The organism is Vibrio sp. B1FIG11, assembly GCF_905175335.1.
Classification (GTDB): Bacteria; Pseudomonadota; Gammaproteobacteria; order Enterobacterales; family Vibrionaceae; genus Vibrio; species Vibrio campbellii.
This window is the reverse complement of record NZ_HG992752.1, coordinates 1268985-1294466: the sequence shown is the minus strand read 5'-3', so window position 1 is coordinate 1294466 and position 25482 is coordinate 1268985. Positions and strand designations below refer to the sequence as shown.

At 43.6% G+C, this 25482-nt stretch carries 20 protein-coding genes; 17 read left to right on the top strand and 3 right to left on the bottom strand.

Annotated elements, in window-relative coordinates:
- Positions 1-3: 3 nt before the first annotated feature.
- From KHO06_RS22605 to KHO06_RS22565, 9 genes are all read left to right on the top strand, one after another.
- Positions 4-846, top strand: coding sequence for a hypothetical protein (locus tag KHO06_RS22605; RefSeq protein ID WP_212582570.1), 843 nt, complete (start codon positions 4-6; stop codon positions 844-846).
- Positions 847-1108: 262 nt separating this feature from the next.
- Positions 1109-3265 carry a TonB-dependent receptor gene (locus tag KHO06_RS22600; protein ID WP_212582569.1) on the top strand — a complete coding sequence of 719 codons (2157 nt, stop codon included), beginning with the start codon at positions 1109-1111 and terminating at the stop codon, positions 3263-3265.
- Positions 3259-3798: a YfiR family protein gene (locus KHO06_RS22595; protein WP_038892753.1), complete on the top strand. Its 540-nt coding sequence runs from the start codon at positions 3259-3261 to the stop codon at positions 3796-3798. Before KHO06_RS22600 ends, KHO06_RS22595 begins: the two co-directional genes overlap by 7 nt.
- Entirely contained in the window at positions 3795-5711 is a 1917-nt protein-coding gene (locus KHO06_RS22590) for a diguanylate cyclase (RefSeq protein ID WP_212582568.1), read from the top strand. The genes KHO06_RS22595 and KHO06_RS22590 overlap by 4 nt, the downstream gene beginning before the upstream one ends.
- A 298-nt stretch (positions 5712-6009) precedes the next feature.
- Positions 6010-9660 (top strand): transporter substrate-binding domain-containing protein, encoded by a 3651-nt coding sequence (locus tag KHO06_RS22585; protein WP_212582567.1) that lies wholly within the window; start codon positions 6010-6012, stop codon positions 9658-9660.
- Positions 9653-10807 (top strand): EAL domain-containing protein, encoded by a 1155-nt coding sequence (locus KHO06_RS22580; protein WP_005426947.1) that lies wholly within the window; start codon positions 9653-9655, stop codon positions 10805-10807. Before KHO06_RS22585 ends, KHO06_RS22580 begins: the two co-directional genes overlap by 8 nt.
- 7 nt (positions 10808-10814) lie before the next feature.
- Positions 10815-11411 carry a response regulator transcription factor gene (locus KHO06_RS22575; protein WP_086015319.1) on the top strand — a complete coding sequence of 199 codons (597 nt, stop codon included), beginning with the start codon at positions 10815-10817 and terminating at the stop codon, positions 11409-11411.
- 17 nt (positions 11412-11428) lie between these two features.
- Positions 11429-12790, top strand: coding sequence for a GGDEF domain-containing protein (locus KHO06_RS22570; RefSeq protein WP_212582566.1), 1362 nt, complete (start codon positions 11429-11431; stop codon positions 12788-12790).
- A gap of 206 nt (positions 12791-12996) precedes the next feature.
- The gene (locus tag KHO06_RS22565; RefSeq protein WP_043883043.1) at positions 12997-13884 is read left to right on the top strand and encodes a LysR family transcriptional regulator; all 888 of its coding nucleotides are present in this window, start codon (positions 12997-12999) and stop codon (positions 13882-13884) included.
- 21 nt (positions 13885-13905) lie between these two features.
- Here KHO06_RS22565 and KHO06_RS22560 read toward each other — a convergent pair whose 3' ends face one another.
- A complete protein-coding gene (locus tag KHO06_RS22560) occupies positions 13906-14514 on the bottom strand; it encodes a response regulator transcription factor (protein WP_005426916.1) in 609 nt (202 codons plus the stop codon).
- A 389-nt stretch (positions 14515-14903) separates the two neighbouring features.
- On the opposite strand from KHO06_RS22560, the gene KHO06_RS22555 reads away from it, so the two are divergent.
- Both KHO06_RS22555 and KHO06_RS22550 read left to right on the top strand, forming a co-directional pair.
- Positions 14904-15626 (top strand): nitroreductase family protein, encoded by a 723-nt coding sequence (locus KHO06_RS22555; RefSeq protein ID WP_005426806.1) that lies wholly within the window; start codon positions 14904-14906, stop codon positions 15624-15626.
- Positions 15627-15886: 260 nt separating this feature from the next.
- Complete coding sequence (locus tag KHO06_RS22550; RefSeq protein ID WP_005426925.1) at positions 15887-16867, top strand: chemotaxis protein; 981 nt, start codon at positions 15887-15889, stop codon at positions 16865-16867.
- Positions 16868-16915: 48 nt separating this feature from the next.
- Here KHO06_RS22550 and KHO06_RS22545 read toward each other — a convergent pair whose 3' ends face one another.
- A complete protein-coding gene (locus KHO06_RS22545) occupies positions 16916-17449 on the bottom strand; it encodes a type II secretion system protein (RefSeq protein ID WP_038891192.1) in 534 nt (177 codons plus the stop codon).
- Positions 17450-17803: 354 nt separating this feature from the next.
- Between KHO06_RS22545 and KHO06_RS22540 the strand changes: the two genes are divergently transcribed.
- The 5 genes from KHO06_RS22540 to KHO06_RS22520 all read left to right on the top strand — a co-directional run bounded on the left by KHO06_RS22540 (position 17804) and on the right by KHO06_RS22520 (position 21437).
- Positions 17804-18526 (top strand): sulfite exporter TauE/SafE family protein, encoded by a 723-nt coding sequence (locus tag KHO06_RS22540; RefSeq protein WP_005426837.1) that lies wholly within the window; start codon positions 17804-17806, stop codon positions 18524-18526.
- Between the two features lie 82 nt (positions 18527-18608).
- Positions 18609-19514, top strand: a complete 906-nt coding sequence (gene rarD / locus KHO06_RS22535; RefSeq protein ID WP_182052848.1) for an EamA family transporter RarD — start codon at positions 18609-18611, stop codon at positions 19512-19514.
- A 104-nt stretch (positions 19515-19618) separates the two neighbouring features.
- Positions 19619-20005 (top strand): MAPEG family protein, encoded by a 387-nt coding sequence (locus KHO06_RS22530; protein ID WP_212582565.1) that lies wholly within the window; start codon positions 19619-19621, stop codon positions 20003-20005.
- Positions 19999-20532: a hypothetical protein gene (locus KHO06_RS22525; protein WP_005426782.1), complete on the top strand. Its 534-nt coding sequence runs from the start codon at positions 19999-20001 to the stop codon at positions 20530-20532. The genes KHO06_RS22530 and KHO06_RS22525 overlap by 7 nt, the downstream gene beginning before the upstream one ends.
- A gap of 365 nt (positions 20533-20897) precedes the next feature.
- A complete protein-coding gene (locus tag KHO06_RS22520) occupies positions 20898-21437 on the top strand; it encodes a phosphatase PAP2 family protein (protein WP_038891197.1) in 540 nt (179 codons plus the stop codon).
- A gap of 73 nt (positions 21438-21510) precedes the next feature.
- Here KHO06_RS22520 and KHO06_RS22515 read toward each other — a convergent pair whose 3' ends face one another.
- The gene (locus tag KHO06_RS22515) at positions 21511-22875 is read right to left on the bottom strand and encodes an endonuclease/exonuclease/phosphatase family protein (RefSeq protein ID WP_162091790.1); all 1365 of its coding nucleotides are present in this window, start codon (positions 22873-22875) and stop codon (positions 21511-21513) included.
- 350 nt (positions 22876-23225) lie between these two features.
- On the opposite strand from KHO06_RS22515, the gene KHO06_RS22510 reads away from it, so the two are divergent.
- Positions 23226-25334, top strand: coding sequence for a M4 family metallopeptidase (locus tag KHO06_RS22510; RefSeq protein ID WP_212582564.1), 2109 nt, complete (start codon positions 23226-23228; stop codon positions 25332-25334).
- Positions 25335-25482 lie beyond the last annotated feature (148 nt).

Genomic DNA, 25482 nt, shown 5'->3' with positions numbered 1-25482 from the left:
GTAATGGAATCAGCTGGTGGTGGTTGGGCTTCAATTTGGGAAGAGTATGTTGATGTTAACCACGGTGCCTACCGTATTTTACCGATGAATACACTGTTCCATGAAATTGCTCATGCTTACTCATACAGCCACTCAAGTGGTTGGACTTACGGATTTGCAGACTATACTGCGTCTACTTATATCCCTTCGCTTGGAATGGATGTTGGTAAAAAGCCTGTATTGACGAGCTCTGATTTGATCGCGAGTTATGAAATCGTTGATAGTGGCATTCGTATTGGACTGAAATCCAAAGTTGATCGTGGAATGGTATCAAATGTGAAGTTCCGTTTTGCGACAAACAAGAAAGCAAGCTTTAAAGTGAACTATCTGAATGTTGAAGGAAAAAATACCATCGATGTGAAATTTGATGTGTTACCGACGGCTCCTATACATATTCAAATATGGGATGATGAATCGACTTATCTGACCACATTAAAGTTTGATGCATTCATGCTTGTCGATCATGTGCAGTACGAAACAGAAGATATGCGTTTTACGGTTGTTTCTTCTCAAGTGTTGAATAAGTTAGCGGATGGTTGGGCTGTGAGAAAGCACTGTGATCGCCCTGACAGCAAGATGCGTTTGGCAACACGAGCACAATATCAAGAGCTTTATGATTACCTGCAAGCCAATGATAAGCTCGGTGAGATGCCTTACCCGAACTATTTAACTTACGATGAGCCAACAGGATATCGTATCTGGAACGTTCATTTTGAAGCAGATAAGATGACGGCTTGGCATCATAATATGTATGACAGACTCGGCGAAAACCGTGGTCTCGTATGTGCAGAAGCTATCACTCACTAATAAATTTAGGCCCCACTTCAAGTGGGGCTTTCTCTATTTAATCTTTTATTTTCACTACCGCTATCCTAAAAGCAATGTGCAAGTTCATTTAATACATCAATTAATCGTCTCGACAAAAATAACTCAGCGTAATTGGCGTTGGTTTAAAATGAACCAAAAAAACGTAAATGGTATACTGTATTCATATAGATACACTGTGATTTAACGTTTGAGCCTCTTCCCTAAGTTCCATATTTAGCGTTCAAACGTTGAGAAATACCCTATGCGTTTGTCGTTAAACCTCGTGATTGCATCCACGTTTGGAGCGGTAGCTCCTGCCTCTGCTAACTATGACCTTGACTCTCTACTTGAAATGCCACTGTGCTCTTTGGCTGAAACCAAGGTTGTCTCCGCTACACGAACCTCGCAATCCCTTGCTGATACTCCCGCTTCTGTTTATGTCATTGCCGCGAAAGAGATTAAACGCTCTGGTGCGCGCTCGGTTGCTGATGCGCTATCTTTGGCACCCGGTCTTCATGTCGCAAAATACTCCAACTACGATTGGGGAGTGACGGTGCGTGGCAATAACGAAACCTTGAACAATAAAATGTTGGTCATGGTCGATGGCCGTAGCGTTTTTAACCCAATGTCTTCAGGTGTCGATTGGGATTTGATCCCGGTCAGCATGGAGAATATATCTCAGATCGAAATCGTACTTGGCCCGGTCGGCACGGTATGGGGTGGCAATGCCGTAACAGGTATTATTAATGTCATCACAAAAGAAGCGGATGGTGCAGCAAAAGGGAAGGTGTCTGCTAGCTTCGGAAACTACGATTACAGTGAATATCAGCTCCATCATGCTGGCTCTGTTGGTGAATACGCAAACTACAGTCTTTACGGTGAGTTTGTTGATCATATGCCGTGGACAAGTGATGAAGCGCGTGTCCAGCCATTCCAGCATTTCAATGTGTATACCGAGCGCTTTGGTGGTCGTTTGGATTATCAGAAGCATGAACATACATTGAGCTTACAAGCGGGTGGTATTCGTTCGCGTGAAGATTACAACTGGGGTAATTTCCAACCGCACTTTATCATGCCAGGTGCAGAGCCAATGCGTACTCACGAAGCGGAAATGACGATGCAAGAGTACTTCGTTGGTGGCCATCATGTGTTTGACCGCAGTAATGGAGACAGTTGGGAAAACGAGCTGTGGTTGACGTACAGCTCTAACGACAGTACCCACGCGAACGCACAGTTCCTTAGAACCGATTTAGATTCTCACTATACTTTTTCGGACTTATGGGGAACAGAGCTCACCGTCGGTGGCAATATCCGATTGATTGATGAAAAGTTTGGCACGTTCTCCACATATGAATTGGTGACGATGCCTTACCTTCGCGTAGCAGAAGATCCCGACTTCCTAAACCAGTCTTACGGTTTGTACATGAACTGGAACATTCCTGTTATGGACAAAACCAAACTAACGCTGGGCAATCGCTGGCAGTACAACAACCTGACTCATGATATCGATCCGCAGCCACAAGTTCGCTTGAGTTATGAACTCGCAAACAACCAAAGAATTTGGGCTGGGTGGGGTAAAGCGATTGTGACGCCTTCACGTCTTGAGCTAAGCACCTATATGCGTGAAAACCAGTACATGCAGAACGTTATGTTTAGCGATAACAATTACTACGATTACTACTACAGCACGATACTCAAAGGCAATGAGGATCTTGATGTCGAATCGGTTTCTACCTATGAACTTGGGTATCGTTTTTGGGATGAGAGCAGGCTGCAATTCAGCATCGGGGGCTTTTATACCCGACACGAGAACATTCGCGTATATAAAACAGAATCAGCGTCGCAAATCATCATTGGTGAAGGTTCATCCCCTGGTACGGTTGGCACGGTGGTAGAGCAGTACACCTCTCAGTTGGTGGATCCAATTTGGAGTGAGAGTTTTGGTGGTGAAATCGCTGTGAAATGGCAACCCCGTGATGATATCCAAATTAATGCCAACTACAGCTATAAGCGAATTGTTGGTCACTGTGAAGGTGCCATCTGCTCAAGCAATGATGCTGTAAAACGAATGATTGAAAATGAGCCAAACCATTTCGTGAATGCACAAGTAATGTGGGACATCACGCCTCAATGGTGGGTAAGTGTCAGTGGGCAATATGTTTCTGAATCGGAACTGCATGAAGATTATGAATCGGCATTGCATCCTGTTTCTGTTGCAAATAAAGACTACAACTGGCCTGAAGTAGTGTCTTTTGATGCCTCTTTGAGTTGGCAATACAACGACTGCATGCCTGAGATTACAGCCTCAGTAGAGAATCTAGGGGCGAATCAAAGCAAAGAGTTTCCCAATAATTACAACTCTTTTGCCAATGGGACTCAGTACTGGCTGACCTTAGATTGGAATTACGCCGGATGGTAAAGCGTTTTGAGAAAACATCCGCCTTCAAGTATGGGCTCGCTCTTTGGGCCCTACTGAGTGCGACGTTGGCTTTTGCTCAGTACGACGATGCGGATTTAAAAGCGGTGTACCTGTACCGCTTTGCATTGCTAGCCGATTGGATGAACACTGGTGAACCTATTGCACCAATTGAATATTGTGTCTCTGAAAGTGACACTGTTTCGGAACATTTGAAACGTATTGTGGCTCGTAAGCCACAGTTATCTCGTTATTTTAATCTTTCCAGTGACGTGACGCCGAGTGCTTGTCATATTCTTTACGTACCCAATGCAACGCAAACTCAAATAGAAGCGCTAAAAGAGGCGTTCCCTCATTCTTTACTGATTGGTAATGGGGAAGAGTTTGTTTTTATGGGCGGTATGGTGGCCTTTGTGAAGGTGAACAACCGTATTCGCCCTATGGTTTCGCGTGGCCATGTTGCACCTACCGGTGTTCGGCTTAGAGCGCAATTACTCAGTATTTCGATCCTAGCGGAAGACGAGGGGGAGCCATGATTCGTTCTCGTCTTGCTCGCTTGCCTCTGCGTCATAAGATGATTCTACCGACTTGGTTAATGATCACGCTGATTGTTATTGGCTTGGGGACTTTAGCTATTCAATATTTGGTGTTGGCGCAAGAAGCAGCACTTGATCGAAGAACCAATATTCTTGGACAAGGCGTTGCCAATACGCTTCAAGCGGCGTTGATGTTTGATGATGCATACGCAGCAAAAGAGCAATTGGTTAATTTGAGCTTTGACCCTGATGTTATTTCTGCCCTTGTTATCAATCAAAACGACCAAACCATCGCTTCGATTGAGGACTTGCCTGTTGGTTGTGAATGGCAGAAACGAACATTGGAGTGTACTCACCTAAGTGTTGTGATGCGTCATTATGATGTTGTGTTAGGTGATGAAAAGCTGGGTGCATTAGAAGTTTGGGTGTCACTGGAGAACCTACTCATCAATGAACGAAAGATGTGGCTCTCATTAGCCGTGATCGTTTTGTTACTTTCCATGTGTGCGTGGGCATTAGCTAAATTGCTGCATTCATTGATCTCATTACCTTTATTGTCACTGCATCGTTCGGTTGAACACATGAGTCGGGTTGGCGTGATTCGAAAAACACTCCCGGTTTATCACCAAGATGAAGTTGGTAAGCTGACGGCATGCTTTAATGAGATGACCATGAGCTTGGCTGAGCGTGAGTCTCAAGTAGCACAGGTTTTGAAGCGAGTAGAGGACAAAAACCGCTATATTCACAGCGCATTAGATGCGATGCAGCGTTGCGTGCTCGTTGTTTCTTCTTGCCATAAAGTCACGTACTTCAACCCGATCGCCTCGAAAGAAATGAAAGGGGTCGACGTCAATTCGGATGTTCGTACGTTGCTCACGAGTTGGTTTGAGCCTGTATCTAAAATCGAACGAATCATGTTTGCCATCGACACACACACCACGGTGAAGGGAATAGAGGTTCGTAGTTTAGATAAAACCAAGCGCTATTTGATTTCTTGTAATCCGATGGATACAGAAAAAAGCAGCTTGATCCAGTTGCAGGACATCACAGAGCAAACCTTGTCTGAGCAGCGCCGTAAGTTACTTGATTTGATGTTTGACCAAAACCAAGATGCCATTTTAGTGTTAAACCGAGCACTGAGTATCCAAACCCAAAACCATGCGGCGACACAATGGTTTGGTGAGGTAGGGGCGTTAAGAACGTTAGAGCTTTTATCACCGTTTGAAGTCACTAAGGCAATTAAGCTTCGATTGCTCAAAACAGGACACTACAAGACGCATGTTGAGCTGAAAAACCAACAAGGACGAGTTATGCCTTGTGAGTTGAAAGTGCGAGTGTTGAAGAGTGAAACTGGCAGGGCGGAAGCGTTCGTGGTTTCATTTACGGATTTAACAATAGATATCGAGCTCAAGCGTCTGAATTATCAAGCGAATCACGACCCATTAACGGGTTTGGCTAACCGCTCAAAAGCGATGCGTCGTTTACAAGAGAAGCACGATTTGGGGACATCACAACATATTCTGTTTGTTGACTTGGATGGCTTTAAAGCCGTAAACGACCAATATGGGCACGCGATTGGTGATCAACTATTGAAAGTTGTCGCACAACGTTTGATGAGTTGTGTGGCAAGGCGAGACTTGGTGTCACGTTTGGCGGGTGATGAGTTTTTGATTGCGGTTCGTGAAGCGACAAGCTGTGAGCCGATTGCTCAAAGGATAATTGAGAGTCTATCCAAACCGTTTCTCTTTGGTGATATAACGTGTGGCATCTCTGCAAGCATCGGCGTGAGTTATTGGCCACGCGATGAAAATTCTTCCCTTGAAGAAAAAATCAACGAGGCGGACATGGCGATGTATTTCGCCAAAAAAGAAGGAAAGAACCAGTTTCGTTCAGGTTTAGAAACGGTTTACTAAGCGCGTTAAACGAAGGGCCATTTCTACAGAAGTGGCCTTTCTTGTTCGCATTACACGCCACGAACCACTAAATATTCCATATAACCCTGTTTAAAGGTTGTGCAATCTTTTTCCACTTTATGATGAGATGCTCTACGCAAAAGTGTTGTAGTCTAATGTGGATAATTGTGTCGGATTGTACTGACAATTTGCAATAAAGCCATTTAAAAACAATAGTATATAAATACTTTCAAAATTGCCGAAGTTTGACATTTAAGCTGCACAATTTAGGCTGACCTTCCAAGTCGTGGAAGTCATTATGTTCAGCATTCTAAGAAAAAACATTCTCATTTTTGCCGCATTCACCGGAATTGCGAGCTCAACTTATTGCCTAGCAGAGGAAGAGTCTTCTCACACTGTTGTTGTAGGTGTGATTGCTCAAAAGTCTGACGACCCGAACGTGGGTAGCGAGGTCGGGACCTTCTACGGTATTAACCTCGAGTATCTGACTAACATTGCAAAGGTATTAAATCTTAAGCTTGAATTGCGCACTTACTCGGTCATTCCAGAAATTCTCAATGACATTGAAACTAACAAGATTGATGGGGCGGTAGGTTTTAGCAAAACGCCAGACCGAGAAGCTCGTTTTATTTTTTCCGATCCTTTTTTCTCTAGCACCATAGCCGTGTGGTATCGGGAAAGCAGTTATTTTAAACGCGATCCCCGTGAACTCAACTGGGTATGCGTTGTTGGAACTGTCTATTGCCAATATCTGGAAGATATGGGAGTCACAAGCGTTCGCCAAATGGAAAGTCGAGTTAACGCTTTTGAAGAGGTGAGGAGTGGGCGAGCTAACGCATTAATTTCGACTTATGTGGCTATCAACCAGTATTTAGATCAGAACGATATTGTTAATGGATCCGTGGACATTCCAAGTTGGTTGAATGAAGAAGAAGTCAGTTTCATTACTTCTAAGTCGAACCAAGAGCTTGTTGACAGAATTAACCGCATCTTAAGTTGGGAGCGTAATGGCAAGAACATTCGGTCTGTGGCATCAAAGAATCCATATCATGTGAACGACAAATTGCTGGTCGCATATCGCCGTGACCTCGGTGGTAACCAGACGATTACATACAGCAGCAGTGAAGCCGCTTTCCCTTTCCTCTATCGAAACACTCATACTGGTCGTTTAGATGGTTTCTTACCGGATTTTATTGACTTAATCCAATCTAGAACGGGCTTGAGGTTTGAATATGTTAAACCTAGCGGCAGCTTAAACAGTGGGTTGACGGCATTCAACGCGGATATCGTGCCTGTTGCTTATGTGGATTATGCTCCATCTTCAGACTGGCTTATTACCAAGCCGTTTATGCACAATAACTTCGTCGCGATTGAAGCGCTTGACCCGGAAAACCATCCACACCATCAAGCGAAATCCGGCATTCTCATGAGTCTGAAAAGACAGGGCTTGGTTAATCTCGACTCATGGAAAGAAGAACGTTTCACTCGCTATGACGATCTAAAGCAGCTACTGAGTGATCTAAAAGCAGGTGAGATTGAAGTTGCCTATGTGCCTGATGACATCGTACATAGCATGATTGCCCAAGATAATATCGATGGGCTGCTGATCAGTGAAAAGGACGTGCTCACACTCTCCATTGCGTTTGCTGTGACGGAGCATAATACCAAGTTAAAGAAAATCCTCGATAGCATCATAGATACTATTGATGCCAAAGAGATCGACAAGATCAATCGAACTTATCGCAACTTCAATCTTGTTTATGGTTATGACGAAGAAGACGTTTTTACTATTGTACTCTTTGCAGCGGCAATGTTTGTGGTATTGCTAGCGATTGTTTATTTCGTGTTGGCGCATCTCAAACTGAAAGTCAATCTTGCGGAATTAAACGCCACCAACGAAGAAAAAGAAAAGCAATGGCTCATGGACATCATCCAAGAGATTAATAGCATTGTCTTTATTCATGGTGAAGATAACCAGATTCAAATGAGCAACTGCTCTCTCTACCGCAATAAGCGTTGTAAAGGCTGTACGATAGAGAATCGAAATAGTGCCAAGCCGCTGGTGAACAACGTTGTTGAACTGAGACAGGTTATCGCAGGGAAGCGTATCTCAGATACAACTGCGGCCAAAAACTGCAAACTCGGCATCCAACATGTCTATCGTGAGCGTAAATCGATATTTTCGCCAAGCAGCAAAAAGCAATTTGTTTTAACGGTTCTCCAAGATATTACCGAGCAGCAAGAGCGTGAACTTGCTCTGATTGTTGCTCAAGAGAGAGCGCAGACTGCCGTTCGAGCGCGTGAAAACTTCTTGGCGACGATGAGTCATGAATTAAGAACGCCGTTATCGGCAGCGCATGGGTTGCTGGATTTACTCACACGACAGGCGGACAACGATTCGAGTAAAGAGTTAATTACTCAGGCCATGCGATCCTTGAACCACCTAAATTTGCTGGTGGATGAAGTGTTGGATTATTCCAAACTCGAGGCGGGGCAGTTAAAGGTCACTCCGGTAAAAACAGATGTGGTGACAACACTGTGTGATGTCGTTCGTAGCTTTGAACCTAAAGCGGTAAGCAAAGGTTTAGACTATCGAGTGACCTTCAAGCCATTTGCGAATCCATGGTTAAAAGTCGATGCTGTGCGCCTGGTACAAATTACGACAAATCTACTTTCAAATGCCGTTAAGTTTACGAGTGATGGTGAAATCAATGTCAGTGTGGCAATGAATGAAGGCCAACTGATCCTGAAAATTGCCGATACAGGCATTGGAATGACGGACTCTCAACTCGAAGGCATTTTGCAGCCCTTTGTTCAAGCCGATGACACTATCACGCGAAAATATGGCGGTACAGGCTTGGGTCTGAGCATTGTTGACCGTCTCGTTGAGTGCATGGGCGGAGAATTATGCATTGACTCCCAGTTTGGATTAGGCACCACAGTCGTAGTGAAGCTTCCTATTATTCTTTGTGAGTCAAATCCTCGACCTGCGATTTCTTACTCGTTCTCACCTACATTGCCAGCAAATGTACGTGATTGGTGTTTAACATGGGGTATGGGCTCTACGGATATAAACCCCAACCTTACTGGTAAGTTTTCTTCCCAAGGAAAATACAAAGGCCTCAAGTTAATTTGTGCTCGGGACAGTCACTGTGAATTAAGTCCTGCCGAAGCAAAGTACCCAGACACCTTACTAGCGCTGTTAAGTCAAGATTGCTCGCTGAGAGCCGAGACATCTCCAACACTTCAAAATGTAAGCTGGAAGCATGGCACGGTTTTGGTGGCGGAAGACAACCCAATTAACCAAAGCGTGATTACGATGCAATTGCGAGAGTTAGGTATTGAACCCGTCATTGTGAGTAATGGTTTAGAAGCTTGGCAATACGTTAATCGTGATGATCAAGTGACACTGGTTCTGACTGACTTTCATATGCCGGAAATGGATGGGTTTCAGCTGGTTAAGAAGTTGAAAGCAAATTCAGATCTCGTTTCAATCCCCGTGATTGGTGTGACGGCGGAAGACTCACGTTTAGCAAATGAACACGCCAAGAACATCGGTATTGATGACATCTTATACAAGCCTTATGACCTCGAAAAGCTCAGGTCGAAACTTCTGCCGCATCTTGGTCAAGAGAAAGAGGCAAAGTGGCCTGAATGGATCGAGAAGTTTAAAAAGAAAGATGCCCATGAGATAGCTGGTGTGTTTAAGAGCTCAATGGAGAAAGATGTTTCGAATTTGAAGATCGCAGAAACCAAACAAGAGAAGAAACGCATAATCCATGGGATAAAGGGCGCACTGGGGGCTATTGGCGTTTCGATTTTAGTCGAGCTGTGTGTTGACGCAGAAAAGGCGAGTGATGCGGATTTTGAATCTCACGTGGCGACGCTTATCAACCGAATCGAACATGAAATCAACTTAGCAGAAGATTGGATAAATGCTCATGAATAAATCACTGAATGCGATGGTGATTGATGACCATCCACTACAGATAACACTGCTCAAGCAAATGCTGCTTCGTCACGAGGTCAGTGTGTCAACTTTTGAGGATGTTGATGCCGCGATTCGACAGGCAAAAGAGTCTGATGTCGACATTATATTTTGTGATCTACAAATGCCTGACAAAGATGGGATCGACATGATGGAGATGCTCAATCAGATTGGCTACCAAGGCAAAGTTGTACTTGTTAGTGCAATGGAATTGACCATTGTTACTGCGGTTCGAGCGATGTGTGAAACGTTTAGTTTTGAAGTTCTCGGAAAGTTGCTTAAACCCTATGAGGAAAGCCAAGTCGTCGAGATGCTAAGAAGAGTGGGGGCAGAGCCAGCCAAAACTAAAAGGTTTCATCAAGATATCTACCTGCAAGATCAAGAGTTTTTGTTTGCATTAGCAGAAGGTCGGGTAAAAAACTATTACCAACCCTTAGCTGACGCCAATACTGGTGAAGTCATTGGGTATGAAGCATTAGCGCGTTGGTCTCACCCCATATATGGAGTTCTCGGACCACACCGCTTCCTTTCAATCGTGGAGCGTTGTCATTTATCTGCAGAGTTATTTGAAGCAGTGTTTAGCAATGCGTTATATGACATGAAGAACCGTGGGTTCAAACATCATATCTCACTAAACGTCGATCATGAGAACCTCGAAGACCCTGAGTTTGCGAACCAATTCATAGAGCGGTGTGATGAGAACGGAATTTGTCCCGACCACTTTACGATTGAAATCACCGAACGGGATACATTTCAAAGCAGTCCCGCGTTGTATAAGAACCTGCTCAAATTTCGGATGAACGGTGTGACGATCAGTATTGATGATTTTGGTACTGGGTCGTCGTCGTTAGAAAAGTTAGCTCAACTGCCTTTCAACGAACTGAAAATCGATCGCTCATTCGTACAAGGGTTAGTACATGACCCTAAAAAGAAAAATATCGTGTTAGCAATTTGTGCGTTAGCAAAAAGCCTAAACATCAGTGTCGTCGCAGAGGGGGTGGAAGACGAGAAGACACTTGACGCCATGCGCCATTACACAGTCGATGTGTGCCAAGGCTACTTCATCGACAAACCAATGCCTTTAGAAGCAATAACAATACTGAAATAAAAGAATGATGAATAAATTGAACTGTTTGATCTTTGATGATCACCCACTTGTCTGCGTTGCAATCAAATCATTGGTCGAGAGCTTAGGCATCGCCAACGAAGTAATGACAGCAACGAGTTCGAAAGACGCACTTAAGAGCCTAAAAGAGGGGAACATAGGGCTACTCATTTTGGATGTAAACCTCGCGGATTGCGATGGTTACGATTTTTACAAACGCATTAAATCTCATGGTTTTAATGGGAAAGTCATTTTCTTTTCTGCTGAGACCAGCCATATGTACAGTCAGATGGCATTTCGCTCAGGAGCGGATGGCTATGTGTGTAAATCAGAAAACCATGAAATTCTAAAAGACGCGATCGAAGCAGTGGCGAAAGGGTACTCGTTCTTCAAGTTTAAACAAACTGTGGAAGAAAGCCGAAATGTACCATCGTTATCAAGCCGAGAAAGTGCGGTGATGAAATTGCTACTTCAAGGTAAAAGCAATCGAGATATTGCGGATGTCTTATCTATTAGCGATAAAACCGTGAGCACCTATAAGAGGCGGGTTCTCGACAAGCTCAATGTTAATAATATCATTGAGCTAGCCAAGGTAGTAGAAACATAATTTCGTCGAGGCTTTGGATGAACCTAAAAAACTTATACCAGTCAATCTTTGTTGCTTTGTTACTATTTATCACCACCATTACACTTGTTGGTGGGCTAGTGATTTCTTACGAAGTTAAGCAGTTTGGTTTGTATACCAAGATGGCGTCTGAGATGAAGCAGAAAGTCATTATGTTAGGTCTTCTTACCGAAGAAAAACTTGCTGCTTATGCGGGAAAAAGTGTACAAGACGTAACCGATGGCACTGAATACAATTTCCCTGACGCGATTATTCCATTAGGGGATAGCAGCGAACTAGACTTTGTCGAGGCAATTGCGCGCAAAACGATACATCAGACAGAGCGTTTTACTTCGAGTGTTTACGATCAAAAGGAGGCTGTGCTCTATTTCCGATCATATACGAGTAACAAATTCATTTTTGAGCGCTCGATGCAAGGGCTAGCCAACATAAAAGACACGTTCAATGCAGAGTGGTGTAAACAGAACGATGCATGTGCGAAGTTTGCTTGGCATGACCAGCTTACGGACAGAATTTTAATCTCTAACCCTTTTAAAACGCCGTATTCAGATACGGTGGCGTTAAGCATTGTTAGCCCGGTCTATCAGGATGGAAAGCTGGTTGGAGAGTTTGGGGAATTAGTACACCTAAACTCTCTTTATCAAGAAGGAAAGGCTGTTGATGTAGCTGTTAACAATGGCCATAAACATATTTTATTATTTTTTCCTGGTTATCCGTGGCAGGAGCTTGCCTATAGCCAAACCTATGTGGCTGATAATAACAACCTGATGGTATACAACTACCCACTGAGCAAGGTCGTTATTGATTATGGTTTTTTATATCTTGTCTATCTTGTGGCCGCTTATGCTTATTTTTCTAAAGTTCATGAGACAAAACAGAAGGGGATAGAGCTCGCCAGTGCGATTTCTAACGCTACAAAAGATGAGTTGACGGGGTTATCAAACCGAAAAGTATTTCGAGAAGAAGTACTCAAGCGGAGGCTAAGGTCTGCACCCTACTCGGTTATTGCTATTGACGGTGATAGATTAAAACGTATCAATGATAAATATGGACATCATGTGGGTGACGAAGTGTTAGTTATTGTCGCAAATGCAATGCGCAAGGTGTTTCGTTCGAGTGACTATTTAGTGAGGACTGGTGGTGATGAATTTATAGCAATACTGCCAGATTGCAACTTTGGTAATGCTAACGCTTTAGCCAAGAAGCTACAGAATCTAGTACAAGATAACCCACTAAAAAAAATGGGTGTTGAAGCGAGTGTCAGCACAGGAATCGCTATTGCTGAAGAAAATGAGTCACTGCAAGATGTTATTATGCGTGCGGATGAAGAACTGTACGAGACCAAGCGTCAACGCGTCTAAATTGAGACAATGTCTTAAACCTGAAACTGCGAGTAAATGACTATATTGTCACTAATTGGCGGTGTAAGAGTCTGATAAACTTGACCAAAACGTGACTTTGGTCTTCTATAGTTAAGCAGCCTATGAAAAGGCTGCTTTCTTTGTATTTGGCCGAAAGTAATTATAAAAATATAACTTAGTCTTTGATTCTATTTGGTAACCACGCTGTGAATAAAGATCTCGACCTAAATCTCCTCAAAATTCTTGTGTTGCTGGAGCGTCATCGTCAACTTAAACCTGTCGCGAAAGCGTTGGGTAAAAGTGAAGCGTCTATAAGTAAGTATCTCACCCGTTTGCGAACGCAATTAGAGGATGAACTGTTCATCCGACACGCTCATCACTTTGAGCCTACGCATTATCTAAAGAGGAAGCTGCCCGAAATTACGAATGCACTTGATCAGCTAGAAACCTGCTTGATTCGACGTGAGTTTGATCCTCTGTCTTATGACAGGAGTATTACCATCTGTTTGCCACAATCCGCGCAGCAATCCTTTGGCCACCTGCTGTTGAATGATCTGATGGAGTTGTTTCCCAATGCCCACGTCAATGTTGCAAGCAGTACGGATAGCACGATCGATGAAATCCTTGAAGATAAAGTCGATATGCAATTGCATTACTTTAATGAGGAATACCCAAAATCCATTCATCAGCAATTTATTGGCTACGCTCCTGCCGTCATCGTCGTGCCTGCCGATTTAGGTATTACTGAAGTAGAAAAAGCGTGTGAGCTTAAATTTATTCTACTTGAGTTGGCAGGCTGGAAGGACAGGGAACAAGTCACTAAACGAGCCCTTGAGCAGAGCGGACTTAACATTGATCGAGTCGCTACTATTGGAAATATAACCAGCTTACTCAAGGTTATTAGAATGAGAGGGGCAGCGACGATTTTACTTGAGTATCAAAAACCAATTGATGGCTTTAATTTCATTCCTGTACCTGAAACTTTTTATCCGCAGGGGCGCCCAAAAGTGGTGGTACAAATGAAGCAAACGCATCGCTACAACTCGATGCACCAGCTATTAACTGATGCTATCGCGAAATATGTGATTACTTAGTCGTGTTATTTCGAAGAGCGTCTAACAACAAAGGCTTCCGCATTCTTCTTGAGGAAGTGTGTTCAGTAATTCGACCACTGACTCAGCATGATATTTCTTCAAGATACGAGTTTTGTAAGTACTGATGGTTTTAGCGCTCAATGACAGTTGCTCTGAGATCTTCTTATTCGAGTAACCTTGAGCGAGATAGTGAAATACCATCGCTTCACGATTCGATAAAGTGACGCTACCCGATGATTGGTTATGCGTCGCTTTAAACATAGAATACCCACGCGTCACGCTAACAATAGCATCCAAAATGGTTGCTTTCGCTTCGTTTTTATTCAAAAAGCCATGTGCACCCATTTCAAATGCCGCTTTAGACAAGCTCGAATAATCGCGAGAAGAAATAAACAAAATCTTACCTTGGTAACCCGTCGCTAATATATTTTTCGCTAGGCGCATACCGTCTCGGTCACCCAGTACGACATCTAAAATAACCAAATCGACAGGTTGGTTACGAACGATATCCATCACTTCAGCGCTGTCTGTTGACTCTACGACGTTAACAGATTGGAAAGCGGTTTGAACAAGAGAAGCAAGCGCTTCACTATATAGCGGCTGGTCGTCGATAATAAGAACGTTATTCATATTTGTGCCTCACCTTATGTTTCAATTTACTTGCCGCTTCCTTTCAGCACTCTTTAATGGAGTCGGATTGTAGGAAAAATCTGTGGGTAATGGGTGAAAATGACAATTTCACTTTTTGAAATAGAGTGTCTTATTATTGAGAAAATGTTTCGTCAAAAATAATACAATCAATTAGATACGACGAGATAAAATCGATGCTTCTGATTCAGACAGTAATCAGGCGGGGGAAGAGTAGGTAAGCATGTTTATTTATCTTTTTATCCCATTGTCACTTATTGGCGTAGCAACAACAAACAGTCTGACGTGGATTTAAGCTTGGTGTTGTATTTGCACTTGCAGCTTATCGATGAATCAGTAAAGATCACTTTTTTCCATATTTAGAGTTTGTTATGAGCCAATCTTCTTTCGAATCTATTGTCCATTTACGTCGTTCAGTTAGAAAATACGATGCGGATGCTGAATTTAACCACGACGATGTAGCAACGGCCCTAGAGTTGACGACTTTAAGCCCCAATAGCAGCAACATGCAGATGTGGGAATTTCATCGAGTTATCTCGGATGAGAAAAAAGCAAAGCTAGCAGAATACTGTATGGGACAAAATGCAGCCAAAACCGCGAATGAACTGGTGGTTTTTGTTGCAACGACCCACAACTGGGAAGAGCGCGCCAAGCGCAACGCAGAGACTGTGCGTCAAGCTTTTAAAGGCCGTGACGACGTTGCGGCCAAGCGCGCTCTAAAGTATTACGAAAAACTCATCCCAATGGTTTACAACAACGACATGTTTGGTGTCCGCGGTTTGCTGAGGAAGGCATATAGCTGGTGGTTAGGTAGAAACAAACCCATGGTGCGAGAAGTGAGTAAATCGGACGTACGTGTTTGTTTGCACAAGAGCGTTTCACTTGCTGCGATGACCTTTATGTACGCAATGCGCGAGAAAGGTTATGACACATGCCCGATGGAGGGCTTTGATTCAAAACGCGTAAAACAGCTACTCGGTTTAAGAGACAGCGACCAGATCACAATGGTTGTTAGCTGTGGTGTTAGAACCGATGAGGGCGTATACGGAGAACGTCATCGTGTCGCGAATGAGTCAGTGATTAAAACGCACTAATTTATCGCTAAACTTTTTGTTCGAGCTGCCGCTAATAACTAGAACGCCTTTCCATATTGAACGTATGGCTGTGTTTTGTTCAAAAATGAGACGAAATTTCAGCATTTGATATAGAAGTGTGCAGTCAGCATCCTTTTGATTATTTACAAATTCTGTCTCAAAGACTACAAAAGGACTCTTGGAAATTTACGCCTGTGAAGTGATTCTCTGTGGCATTGCATCAAGCCACTTCTTGATGCGTATTTTGGATAATTGGGTTTATGAGTAACGTAACCAGTACTATTCTGACTGAAAGTGGTACCAATGAGCTTGAAATCATTGAGTTCCATTTAGAAAAACAATTGCCAGATGGCAGCACAAAAACATGTTATTACGGTATTAACGTCGCTAAAGTACGAGAAGTGATTCGCGTACCAGAGACTACTGATTATCCGAATGCACAACCTCATATGATCGGCGTATTCTCGTCGCGCGAAGTATTAACACCTCTGGTTGACCTTGCTGGTTGGTTAGGTGTTCCTACTCGCCGTGATCTTGAGCGTAAGTTCGTTATCGTTACCGATTTTAACAAGATGACAAATGGCTTCTTGATTGACAGCATTTCGCGTATCCACCGTATTTCTTGGAACGATGTGGAATCCCCAAGCCAATTCTTAGAGGCGGGTGAGCAAGATTGTGTTGTGGCTGTTGTTCGTAAAGATGGTAACCTGATCATGATTCTGGATTTCGAGAAAATCATTGCAGACATCAACCCAGAACTGAGTATGGAAAAATACGACGTGACTGGTGATAAATCAGTAGACTTGAACCAACGTATGGTAGGTAAGCGTAACGCAAAAACCATCATGGTTGTGGATGACTCTGCGTTTATTCGTTCATTGATTCAAGATACATTGGCTTCTGCGGGTTATAACGTGATCACCTGTAAAGATGGTGGCGAAGCGTATGAAAAATTGATGAGCTTGATCGAAGTTGCGAAAGAAGAAAACTTGCCAGTGCGCGAATTGCTTGATGCCGTTGTAACCGACGTAGAAATGCCTCGTATGGATGGTATGCACTTAGTCAAACGACTGCGTGACACGCAAGAATATAACGAAATGCCTATCGTAATGTTTTCTTCATTAATGAGTGAAGATAACCGTGCGAAGGCGTTGTCCCTTGGTGCCAATGACACCATCACCAAGCCAGAGATTGGCCGCATGGTGAATATGATGGACAAGCACGTATTTAATTTCGCATAAATTATCTCGAGATACTAAAAAGGCTGCCGAATTGGCAGCCTTTTTTTGTTACGGACAAGGAAGGATTTCAAGCTTGTAACTTTCGTTTTCTGATTGAGGTGGCCCATATAAAATACCGCATTGCGTTAGACTTGCTCTTGGGTCATCCGCTGCGGCAATCACCATTTCGCGGGTACTTGAGCCTGATGGATGTCGGATTATTTTCCAATCTGAATCCGAACCATCAATACCTTGCACTAGCAGAGGCAAGCTGTCATTGTCGGCGTCAGGGTAGCCATATAAAAATACGCAGTACTTCGAGCCATTTAGCTCACAACCATCGAAAGGCAGTGCCTGCATTGGTGTTTTATCGTGCGTGTTCTTGTTTGAAACATAGGCGAGGTGTTCTTGCCCGGTGGTTGCTAGTTTTGCATATCCAACTCCCAAGCCTGATGCGATTGCACCTTTCATACCTTCTAAACGAGCTTCACGAGCATCATCTTGAATGTTTAAAAAGCGTGGCGCGGCAGTAACGGCAAGGATGCCGAGAATTACGATAACAACAACAAGCTCAATTAAAGTAAAACCTGATTTTCTTTTCATAAACCATCTTTAAGTTAGGTTGAAACGATAGTCTAATGTTCTTATATTTTTGTGGTGCGATAGACTACTTAAGCCCATAAACGGTGAATTTTGATGGTGCATTCACTCTAAATGGAGATTGATTATAGTCTTATATTTTCCTTCTCGATACCATTCGTTTTATAAATGAAGTGTTCAAGGAATACGCAGCTTTTAATGTGATGAAAATGGCCTCTAAGTGATCAGATTTTGAAACATTTTGATTGTGTTTTTTATGCGTTTGATGAATCCTACGCGGGGTGAGAGTTGGTCATTAATAATTTTTATATATTCAACTGATTCTCTAATAAATAATTAGAATGTAAGAACATATCGATGGATTTCGATTCAACTACTTTGCTTGCTATGGGCCTGATTTTCCTCGGCTCTTACGTACAAACTGCCATAGGTTTTGGCCTGGCTATTGTGTCTGCGCCATTATTGATTCTTTGGGCGCCGGAGTATGTGCCGGCACCAATCTGTCTTGTTGCGCTGTTTATATCTTTGATGAACGCAATGAAGCACCGCAGTAGTGTAGAAATCGGCGGTTTAAAAATGGCACTGATTGGTCGTGTGCCAGGTTCATTAGCGGGTGGGGCATTGCTGTTTTTTGTCTCTACAGAAGCACTGACACTTTGGATAGGATTCCTTGTGCTTTTTGCTGTGGCAGTAAGTGTACTTCCGTTTCGTATTGAGCCAACGCCTGGGCGTATGACGTTTGCTGGTTTCTTCTCTGGCTTATTTGGTACGAGCTCTGCCATTGGCGGTCCGCCGATGGCGTTATTGCTGCAACATCAAGAAGCGAATCAGTTACGTGGTAACCTTTCTGCCTTCTTTGTTTTCAGCTCTATTATCTCGCTAGTGGTGCAAATTCCAGTTGGTTTCTTCACTCTTCATCATCTGGTGATTACTTTGCCATTGCTGCCAGCAGGGGCGTTTGGTTACTGGCTGGCAATGAAAACAACGCAATCTTTACCAAAAGAAAAAATTCGCTTTGGTGCGCTGACACTCTGTTTTGTTAGCGGTATTACAGCAGTGATTCAAGGCTTAGCTTTGTAAAGGCGATCTTCGCTCTCAAATTCACTTTACAAAACGACTTTGCGCTATAGAATCGCGTCACTTTTTATATGTCGAGTTAGTTATGAACAACAGTCTTTACGGCAATTTAATGGCTGCATTGTCCTTTGTTATTTGGGGATTGTTGCCTATTTATTATCGCTTTCTGCCAAATGCATCGATGGATGAATTGTTGGCGTTACGCATCATTGGCTCGGTGCCAGTAGGGTTTATTTTAGTATTGGCGATGACGCGCCATATGCCGAAATGGTCTAAGGTTTGGCAAGATAAAAAGTCACTTTGGTATACGTTTGTCGCCAGTAGCCTTATGTGTATTTCTTGGGTTGCCTTTACATGGGCGCTGACCAATAACCGAGTGATTGACGCTAGCTTGGGTTTCTTCATCGGTCCTCTTATTTCTGTCGCGCTTGGTGTGTTTATCTTGGGTGATAAGCTATCCAAAGGACAATTTATTGCGATTCTTTTAGCGACCATTGGCGTGTTGTATCAGGTTTTCCAGTACGGTCAATTACCGCTGGTGGCACTGACGATGGGTTTGTTCTTCTCTCTGTATGGTCTTTTTAAGAAGAAGATTAATTTTGATTGGAGTACAACGCTGTTTATTGAGGCGTTAGTGCTGACACCAATCGCGCTTACCTACCTTATTGTTAAACAAGTAACGGTGGGAGAGTTGGCCTCTACGGTAGATATGACGACCTTCATGCTCTATTTAGGTAGTGCACCGGTGACGATTCTACCGCTGATTTTCTACTCGATCGCGATCCGAATTACAAACTTGTCTACAGTTGGACTTATGCAATACATTGAGCCAAGCCTGCAGTTTGTGTTGGCTGTCGTGTTCTTTGGTGAGTTGTTCGACAGCGTAAAAGCGGTGACATTTGCCTTTATCTGGGTTGGTCTACTGTTTACGATTTTTGAGGGCGTGGCCAAGTTATCAAAACGAAGAAAGCTTGCTAACCACTCAATTTAACCCATTCCTTCTTTAGTTCATAGGGCTAGCTTATATTTTAGATACAGTTAGCCCTTAATTTTCGGTAGTTGAATACTATCGTACTGTCTAAAGAAGGAAGTTCTATGATCACCGCTCTCTACGCATCCATTCTTGCATTACTGCTCATCTGGCTTGCCTTTCAAGTTATCAAACAGCGTCGCAGCAACAAAATCGCTTATGCCGATGGAGGTGTAGCTGCGCTTCAAATCGCGCGCAGTGCCCAAAGCAACGCAAGTGAATATATTCCGATTACCCTGATTCTCATGGCTTTAGTTGAATACAATGGCGCTTCTGTTATTTGGATCCATCTCACCGGCGTTTTGTTTGTTGTCGGACGCATTATTCATGCTCGAGGGATTTTAGGCGAAGACTTGAAAGGGCGCGTGACTGGGATGAAACTGACCTTTTTTACTATGATTGGTTTAGTGGTGCTGAACGTAATCTACTTACCTTACGGTAATTTATGGTAAAAAATTCGACTTACTTGCCTCCGGCTTGGCTACTGGTTCTGATTGGGCTTGTACTCAACATTGCTGCAATCATTCTAACCAGTGTGGTGTTAGACAAGCTGGGCAAAGAAACAGGGCTGCTTGCCGATCAAAAAGCCGACAACTTGTATTCGATTCAACTGGCTTGGAACAGCGTAGAAACGCTAGAGCGAAAGCGAGAGGTGTTGCTATTGCATTTACACCTGTCTCAAAGTGAAGCGGTTTCTGAAGAGATGAATCAAGTGCTACAAGGACACCTTTCTGCTTGGACGGGAGATAAAGTTAGCGCCATTGATATTACTCAACTGCCTAAGTTGATGTCCGAAATCAATCAAGCTCAAACTAACTATCGAGACCGCATTGACAGTTACTACCTTGAAAACCTTGAGGTAACTGAAGTCATGTCGAATCTAGATGAAAAGATCGCTTGGTATAAGAGCATCGGGCTGTTTCTTCAGGTTTTTGGTCTAGCGTTGATTTTAGCGCGAGACCTTGCGCGAAAACCCTAGGGGTAACGCAAATTATTTGCGATTTGCAAAGGGTTGCTTGCAATATGCATCCGCATGGGAAGTGCAAGGATTAATATTCGTACAATTTTATTGCAAGTGATTAAATATCAATCGATTTAAATGCATCAAAAAGTTGGCATGCCTAATGCTTTAGTTGTAATGACCCTTTTAAGCCGAGGGTCACCTAGCCAACTGACGTTGTTAGTGAACCAGATTGTTCACACGTATATACAGCCAATCACAAACCTTGTGGTTGGCTTTTTTTTCACAATCAATTCACGTTTTAATTGTTACAGTTTCCAGTCGAATAATGCCGAGAGCTGTGATAGTTTTCGGGCGCATATGAACTCTAATTGGTTGTATTAATGAAGAAAGTTGTACGTTTAGTTGGTGTCGTCTCTATTTTTGGTGCTCATTCGGTACATGCGATGAGTGAAAAAGATTGGGACGTACTTACCGATATCGGTGCCTATGGATTGGTTGCGACGGCGGCCGCGGTACCTGCATACAAAGGAGATTGGGAAGGCTTCTGGCAAGCAGGGTTTAGTATTGGCGCAGCATCGGGCATTGGTTTAATTGGTAAAACAACCATCGACGCAGAACGCCCGGATAAAAGTGGCAATGACAGTTTCCCTTCCAACCATACGGCTAACGCTTTTGCTTCGGCGACAAACCTTTATTTGCGATATGGCTGGGAAGCAGGCTTACCTGCATACGGTGTTGCTGCTTTAGTCGGCGTAGGGCGAGTAGAGGCGAAGAAGCACTATTGGCGTGACGTACTTGCTGGCGCTGCACTTGGCACCTTAAGCGCATATGTATTTACAGATGCATACGATGAAAATGTTCAGCTTGTACCTTGGGTGACGAGCGAAGATGTGGGTGTTTCACTAACATACCGTTGGTAGTGTTCACCCCAATAAACAAAAGCCTCGGCATATACCGAGGCTTTGTTGTATCTAAATGTAAGAGGCTCAGTACTTAAAACTGCGCTTTGATCCAAACCATGCGGTGGTCAGAAGACACATCTTTACCGTTACCGTACTTACCAATGCGGTCGTCGTTAAACAGTTTACGACCTTCTTCGTAAGATGCAGCCCAGTAAACACCAGAGCCCACAACGTTTAGGTTTGCTGATGGCATCGCATAGTCAACACCAAGGCCGAACGTAGACGTGATGCGGTTTGGAATTGGGTGAGTCGAGTTTTTATCTACCGCATGCTCGGCTGCACCATAGCTAGTAGGGTAAAGCTCACCATTCATCACATCTTGATTAACCAATGGATCGTTGTGAAAAGCTTGCATGATTTCACTGAAACCATCGCCATCCAGTGGATCAAGGTTTTGGTCACCCATCATCACAAACTTCGCACCTTCAGCTAAGCCACCTTTATTGCCTGCATCATCGTAGAAGTACTCTTTACCTTGTACGTAGTGATGCCAAAACTCAACTTCAGCACCATTTTGTACTTTGTTTTTGCCTGGATCGAATACTGGCGGAGTAGGGTGAGACATCAACAGGTGAACCACTTCATCACCTTTCTCAGTAGGGATGATAATTGGTGCATCTACGTGGTTTTTAGAAGATAGACGAACGACATCCCACTCTTCAGCTGTGTACCATTCATCACCACACTGCATGCCCTCAGGAATGGTTTGTGAACCGTCACAGATCGTAATGGTTGGGATTTTTGCGCCTTCCATGTCTTTCCATTTGAACTCTTGGAAAGTACGTGTGTTTTCTGTGTCGATCTCGTATTTAGACATCAACGCGAAAGCGTATTGGCCGTGGTAGAAACCAAAGCCCCAAGCATCGCCAGGAAGCTGGCCAGCTGTGCCGTTGTTATCTAGGTCAAGACCGCTGTTTAGACCTGTGTTTGTTGAGTAAGACTCGGTGTAAGGATACTCGATTGGTTCTAGGTTCGCTTCACCACCTGCACCTTCAAGGCTTTGTGCTACAGATAGGTAGTTTTTCTGGAAGCCTTCCAGTGCCACCTTATCTTCACCTGTACCGTCGTTGTTGTATTCCGCCATCATAAGAACATCTGGACGGTTTTTCTGAATGATTGCTGCAACGTTACGGATTTGAATGACTTTTTCAGCCATTGTTTTGTCTGCATCCGCGATGCTGCCGTCAAGGTAAGCGGTGACAAGCTCAGTTTGCTTGGCTGGTTCAACTTGCATTTCTGCAACGAGATCTTCAAAAGTACTGCGATCAAAAGAGAGGTTATAAGTGGCGATCTTTACTTCTTTAGGTTGAACATCTACGTATTCAGTGTCGTCGTTACAGCCAGTCAGTAGTGCAGCGCCGATTAGGAGAGCAAGAGGGGTTTTGATGTATTTCATTAGTATGCAATACCTTATAATTGGGTTCGCGCAAATACTAAAGTTATCAGTAAGTTTTGTAAGCGATCTGTGTCACACAAACGATTGCGTAGTTACACAGATGCGCAGATTTTGTGTGATTTATGCAATAAATGCATCATTTTCAACACCAGAAGGTTATATTCAAACTGTTAAATATCTCTTGCTGATTGGTTTCATTTGCATGAAATCATTGGGTGGATTTATTGAAACCGCCGACTAGACTCTTTATTGATAACTATTTCAATAAGCGTCGAGTAAGTTTAGTTATTCTTAGGCGTTGAACTCTGTCAGATTGGCGTTGCTTAGTTAGCAAGACAGGGGATCAAATAATGGAAACCGTGACACCTCAAAGCTACAGAGTCATCACGACAGCTGTGCTTCTCTCTGCAATATACTTTTCATCTTTTTCTTTTGCAGCAAAGCCTGAAAGGTTAGAAAATAATCATGGTTATCTTGTATCTCTAGAGAAGCGTAATCAGTCTTCAACCCAAAATGTCGGTAAGGCTTTGGGGCTTCAAAAAGAGAACAGAGTAGAGAAAATTCAATCCAACCAAGGCAAAAATGGCAACCTACATACACGCTACCAGCAAACGTATAAAGGTATTCCGGTATGGGGGAAACAGATTGTTGTCCACCGAGATCAGAATGGCAAAATAAAGCGAATCAACGGGACATTGGTTAAAGATATTGCCGATGATATTTCTAATGTGTCGCCATCGCTTAAAGCGGGCGAAGCGAAAAGCAAAGTCCAAAAGCAATTTGTCATAGACGGCTATCAAATTGAAGACCAAAAGCAGGCGTTAACCATCTACGTCGATAACGACAATGTTGCGCACTTAGCTTACGAGGTTCGTTTTTTTGCTGACTCGGAAAGCGCACACAAGCCAACACGACCGACCTTTCTAGTCGACGCGCACACGGGTAAGGTTTTGCATCAGTATGAGGGATTAGCCCATGCTAGTGCTAATGGCCCTGGGGGAAACCTCAAAATCGGCGAGTACCAATACGGTGTGGATTATGAAGCGTTAAATGTTCAGCAATCTGGTAGCACATGTCTTATGGATATCAATGGTGTGGTCAAAACGGTCAACTTAAATGGCCGCACATCGGGTAGCACACACACGTTTACTTGCCCAACCAACACTGTAAAAGAAATCAACGGTGCATACAGCCCTCTTAATGATGCTCATTATTTCGGTAAAGTTGTGTACGACATGTATTTAGATTGGTTGGGGATCGCGCCGCTGACTTTCCAGTTAGAGATGCGCGTCCACTACAGAAAACGCTACGAGAACGCCTTTTGGAATGGCTCCAGCATGACCTTTGGTGATGGCGATACCTATTTTTATCCGTTGGTGAGTTTGGATGTTTCCGCCCATGAGGTCAGCCATGGCTTTACGGAACAAAACTCGAACCTTATTTACTCTGAGCAATCGGGTGGTATCAACGAAGCGTTCTCAGATATTGCTGGTGAAGCCGCTGAGTTTTATTCACGAGGCAGCAATGATTGGAAAGTCGGTTACGACATTCGCAAATCAGCCAACGGCGCGTTGCGATACATGGACAACCCACCTTTAGATGGACGTTCAATTGGCCATGCCTCCGACTATGTCAGCGGCATGGATGTGCACTATTCGAGCGGGGTGTTTAACAAGGCGTTTTATTTACTTGCAACCGAATATGGTTGGGGAACACAAAAAGCCTTTGTGACTTTTGCTTACGCAAACCAGAACTATTGGACGCCTGATGCGACTTATGATTCAGCTGCTGCTGGTGTATTGGCTGCTGCACAAGCGTTAGGTTATTCCGGTACGGACATTACTAATGCATTCGCACAAGTTGGAGTCTCTACAAGCGGCGGTGTTGTTGAACCACCAGTGACATCTTGTGATATCACGGTACTGGCAAATGGTGTAGGGTCGTCGGTTGACTCTGCTTCTACAGGTCAATGGCGTTGCTTCACCATCGACGTTCCAACTGGATCAACAGAATTAAATGTTGTGACCTCGGGCAGTGATGGCGATGCCGATTTATACGTGAAGCTAGGCAGCGCGCCTTCAGAAACCGATTATGATTGTCGTTCTTATAGTAGTAATAGTAACGAGAGCTGTACCTTAGCATCACCAAGTGCAGGTACGTGGCATATCGGTGTCTATGCTTATGCTGCGTACAATAATCTCTCTGTGACGGCGACTTATGTTGAGGATGAAGCGCCACCACCACCTCCGCCAGAAACAGACATCACAACCAGCTCCACAAACAATGGTAAGACATGGACAGCTCAAATCTCTGGTTCCGGATTGCTTGGTGGTTCTTGGTCTCTTGGCGGTGTATGTAACTCAGATACTGAGTGTGCATTGAGTGGGATTCCGAAGAAAACCAGCTCCGTTAACTTTACCCTGAGTGACGGGCGAGTCTTTACAATACTGAAACCGTAAGTTTTTCTCTTGACTTTATTAGGCTCTGGCACCGTTCAGAGCCTTTTATTTTCTGTGTTCTTTGTATTTAGTCTTTTGGTTATAATGCGCGCTCACAAGAAGTGAGGACGACCTCACCGCTCTTATCACTATCGGGGACGACCCCAAT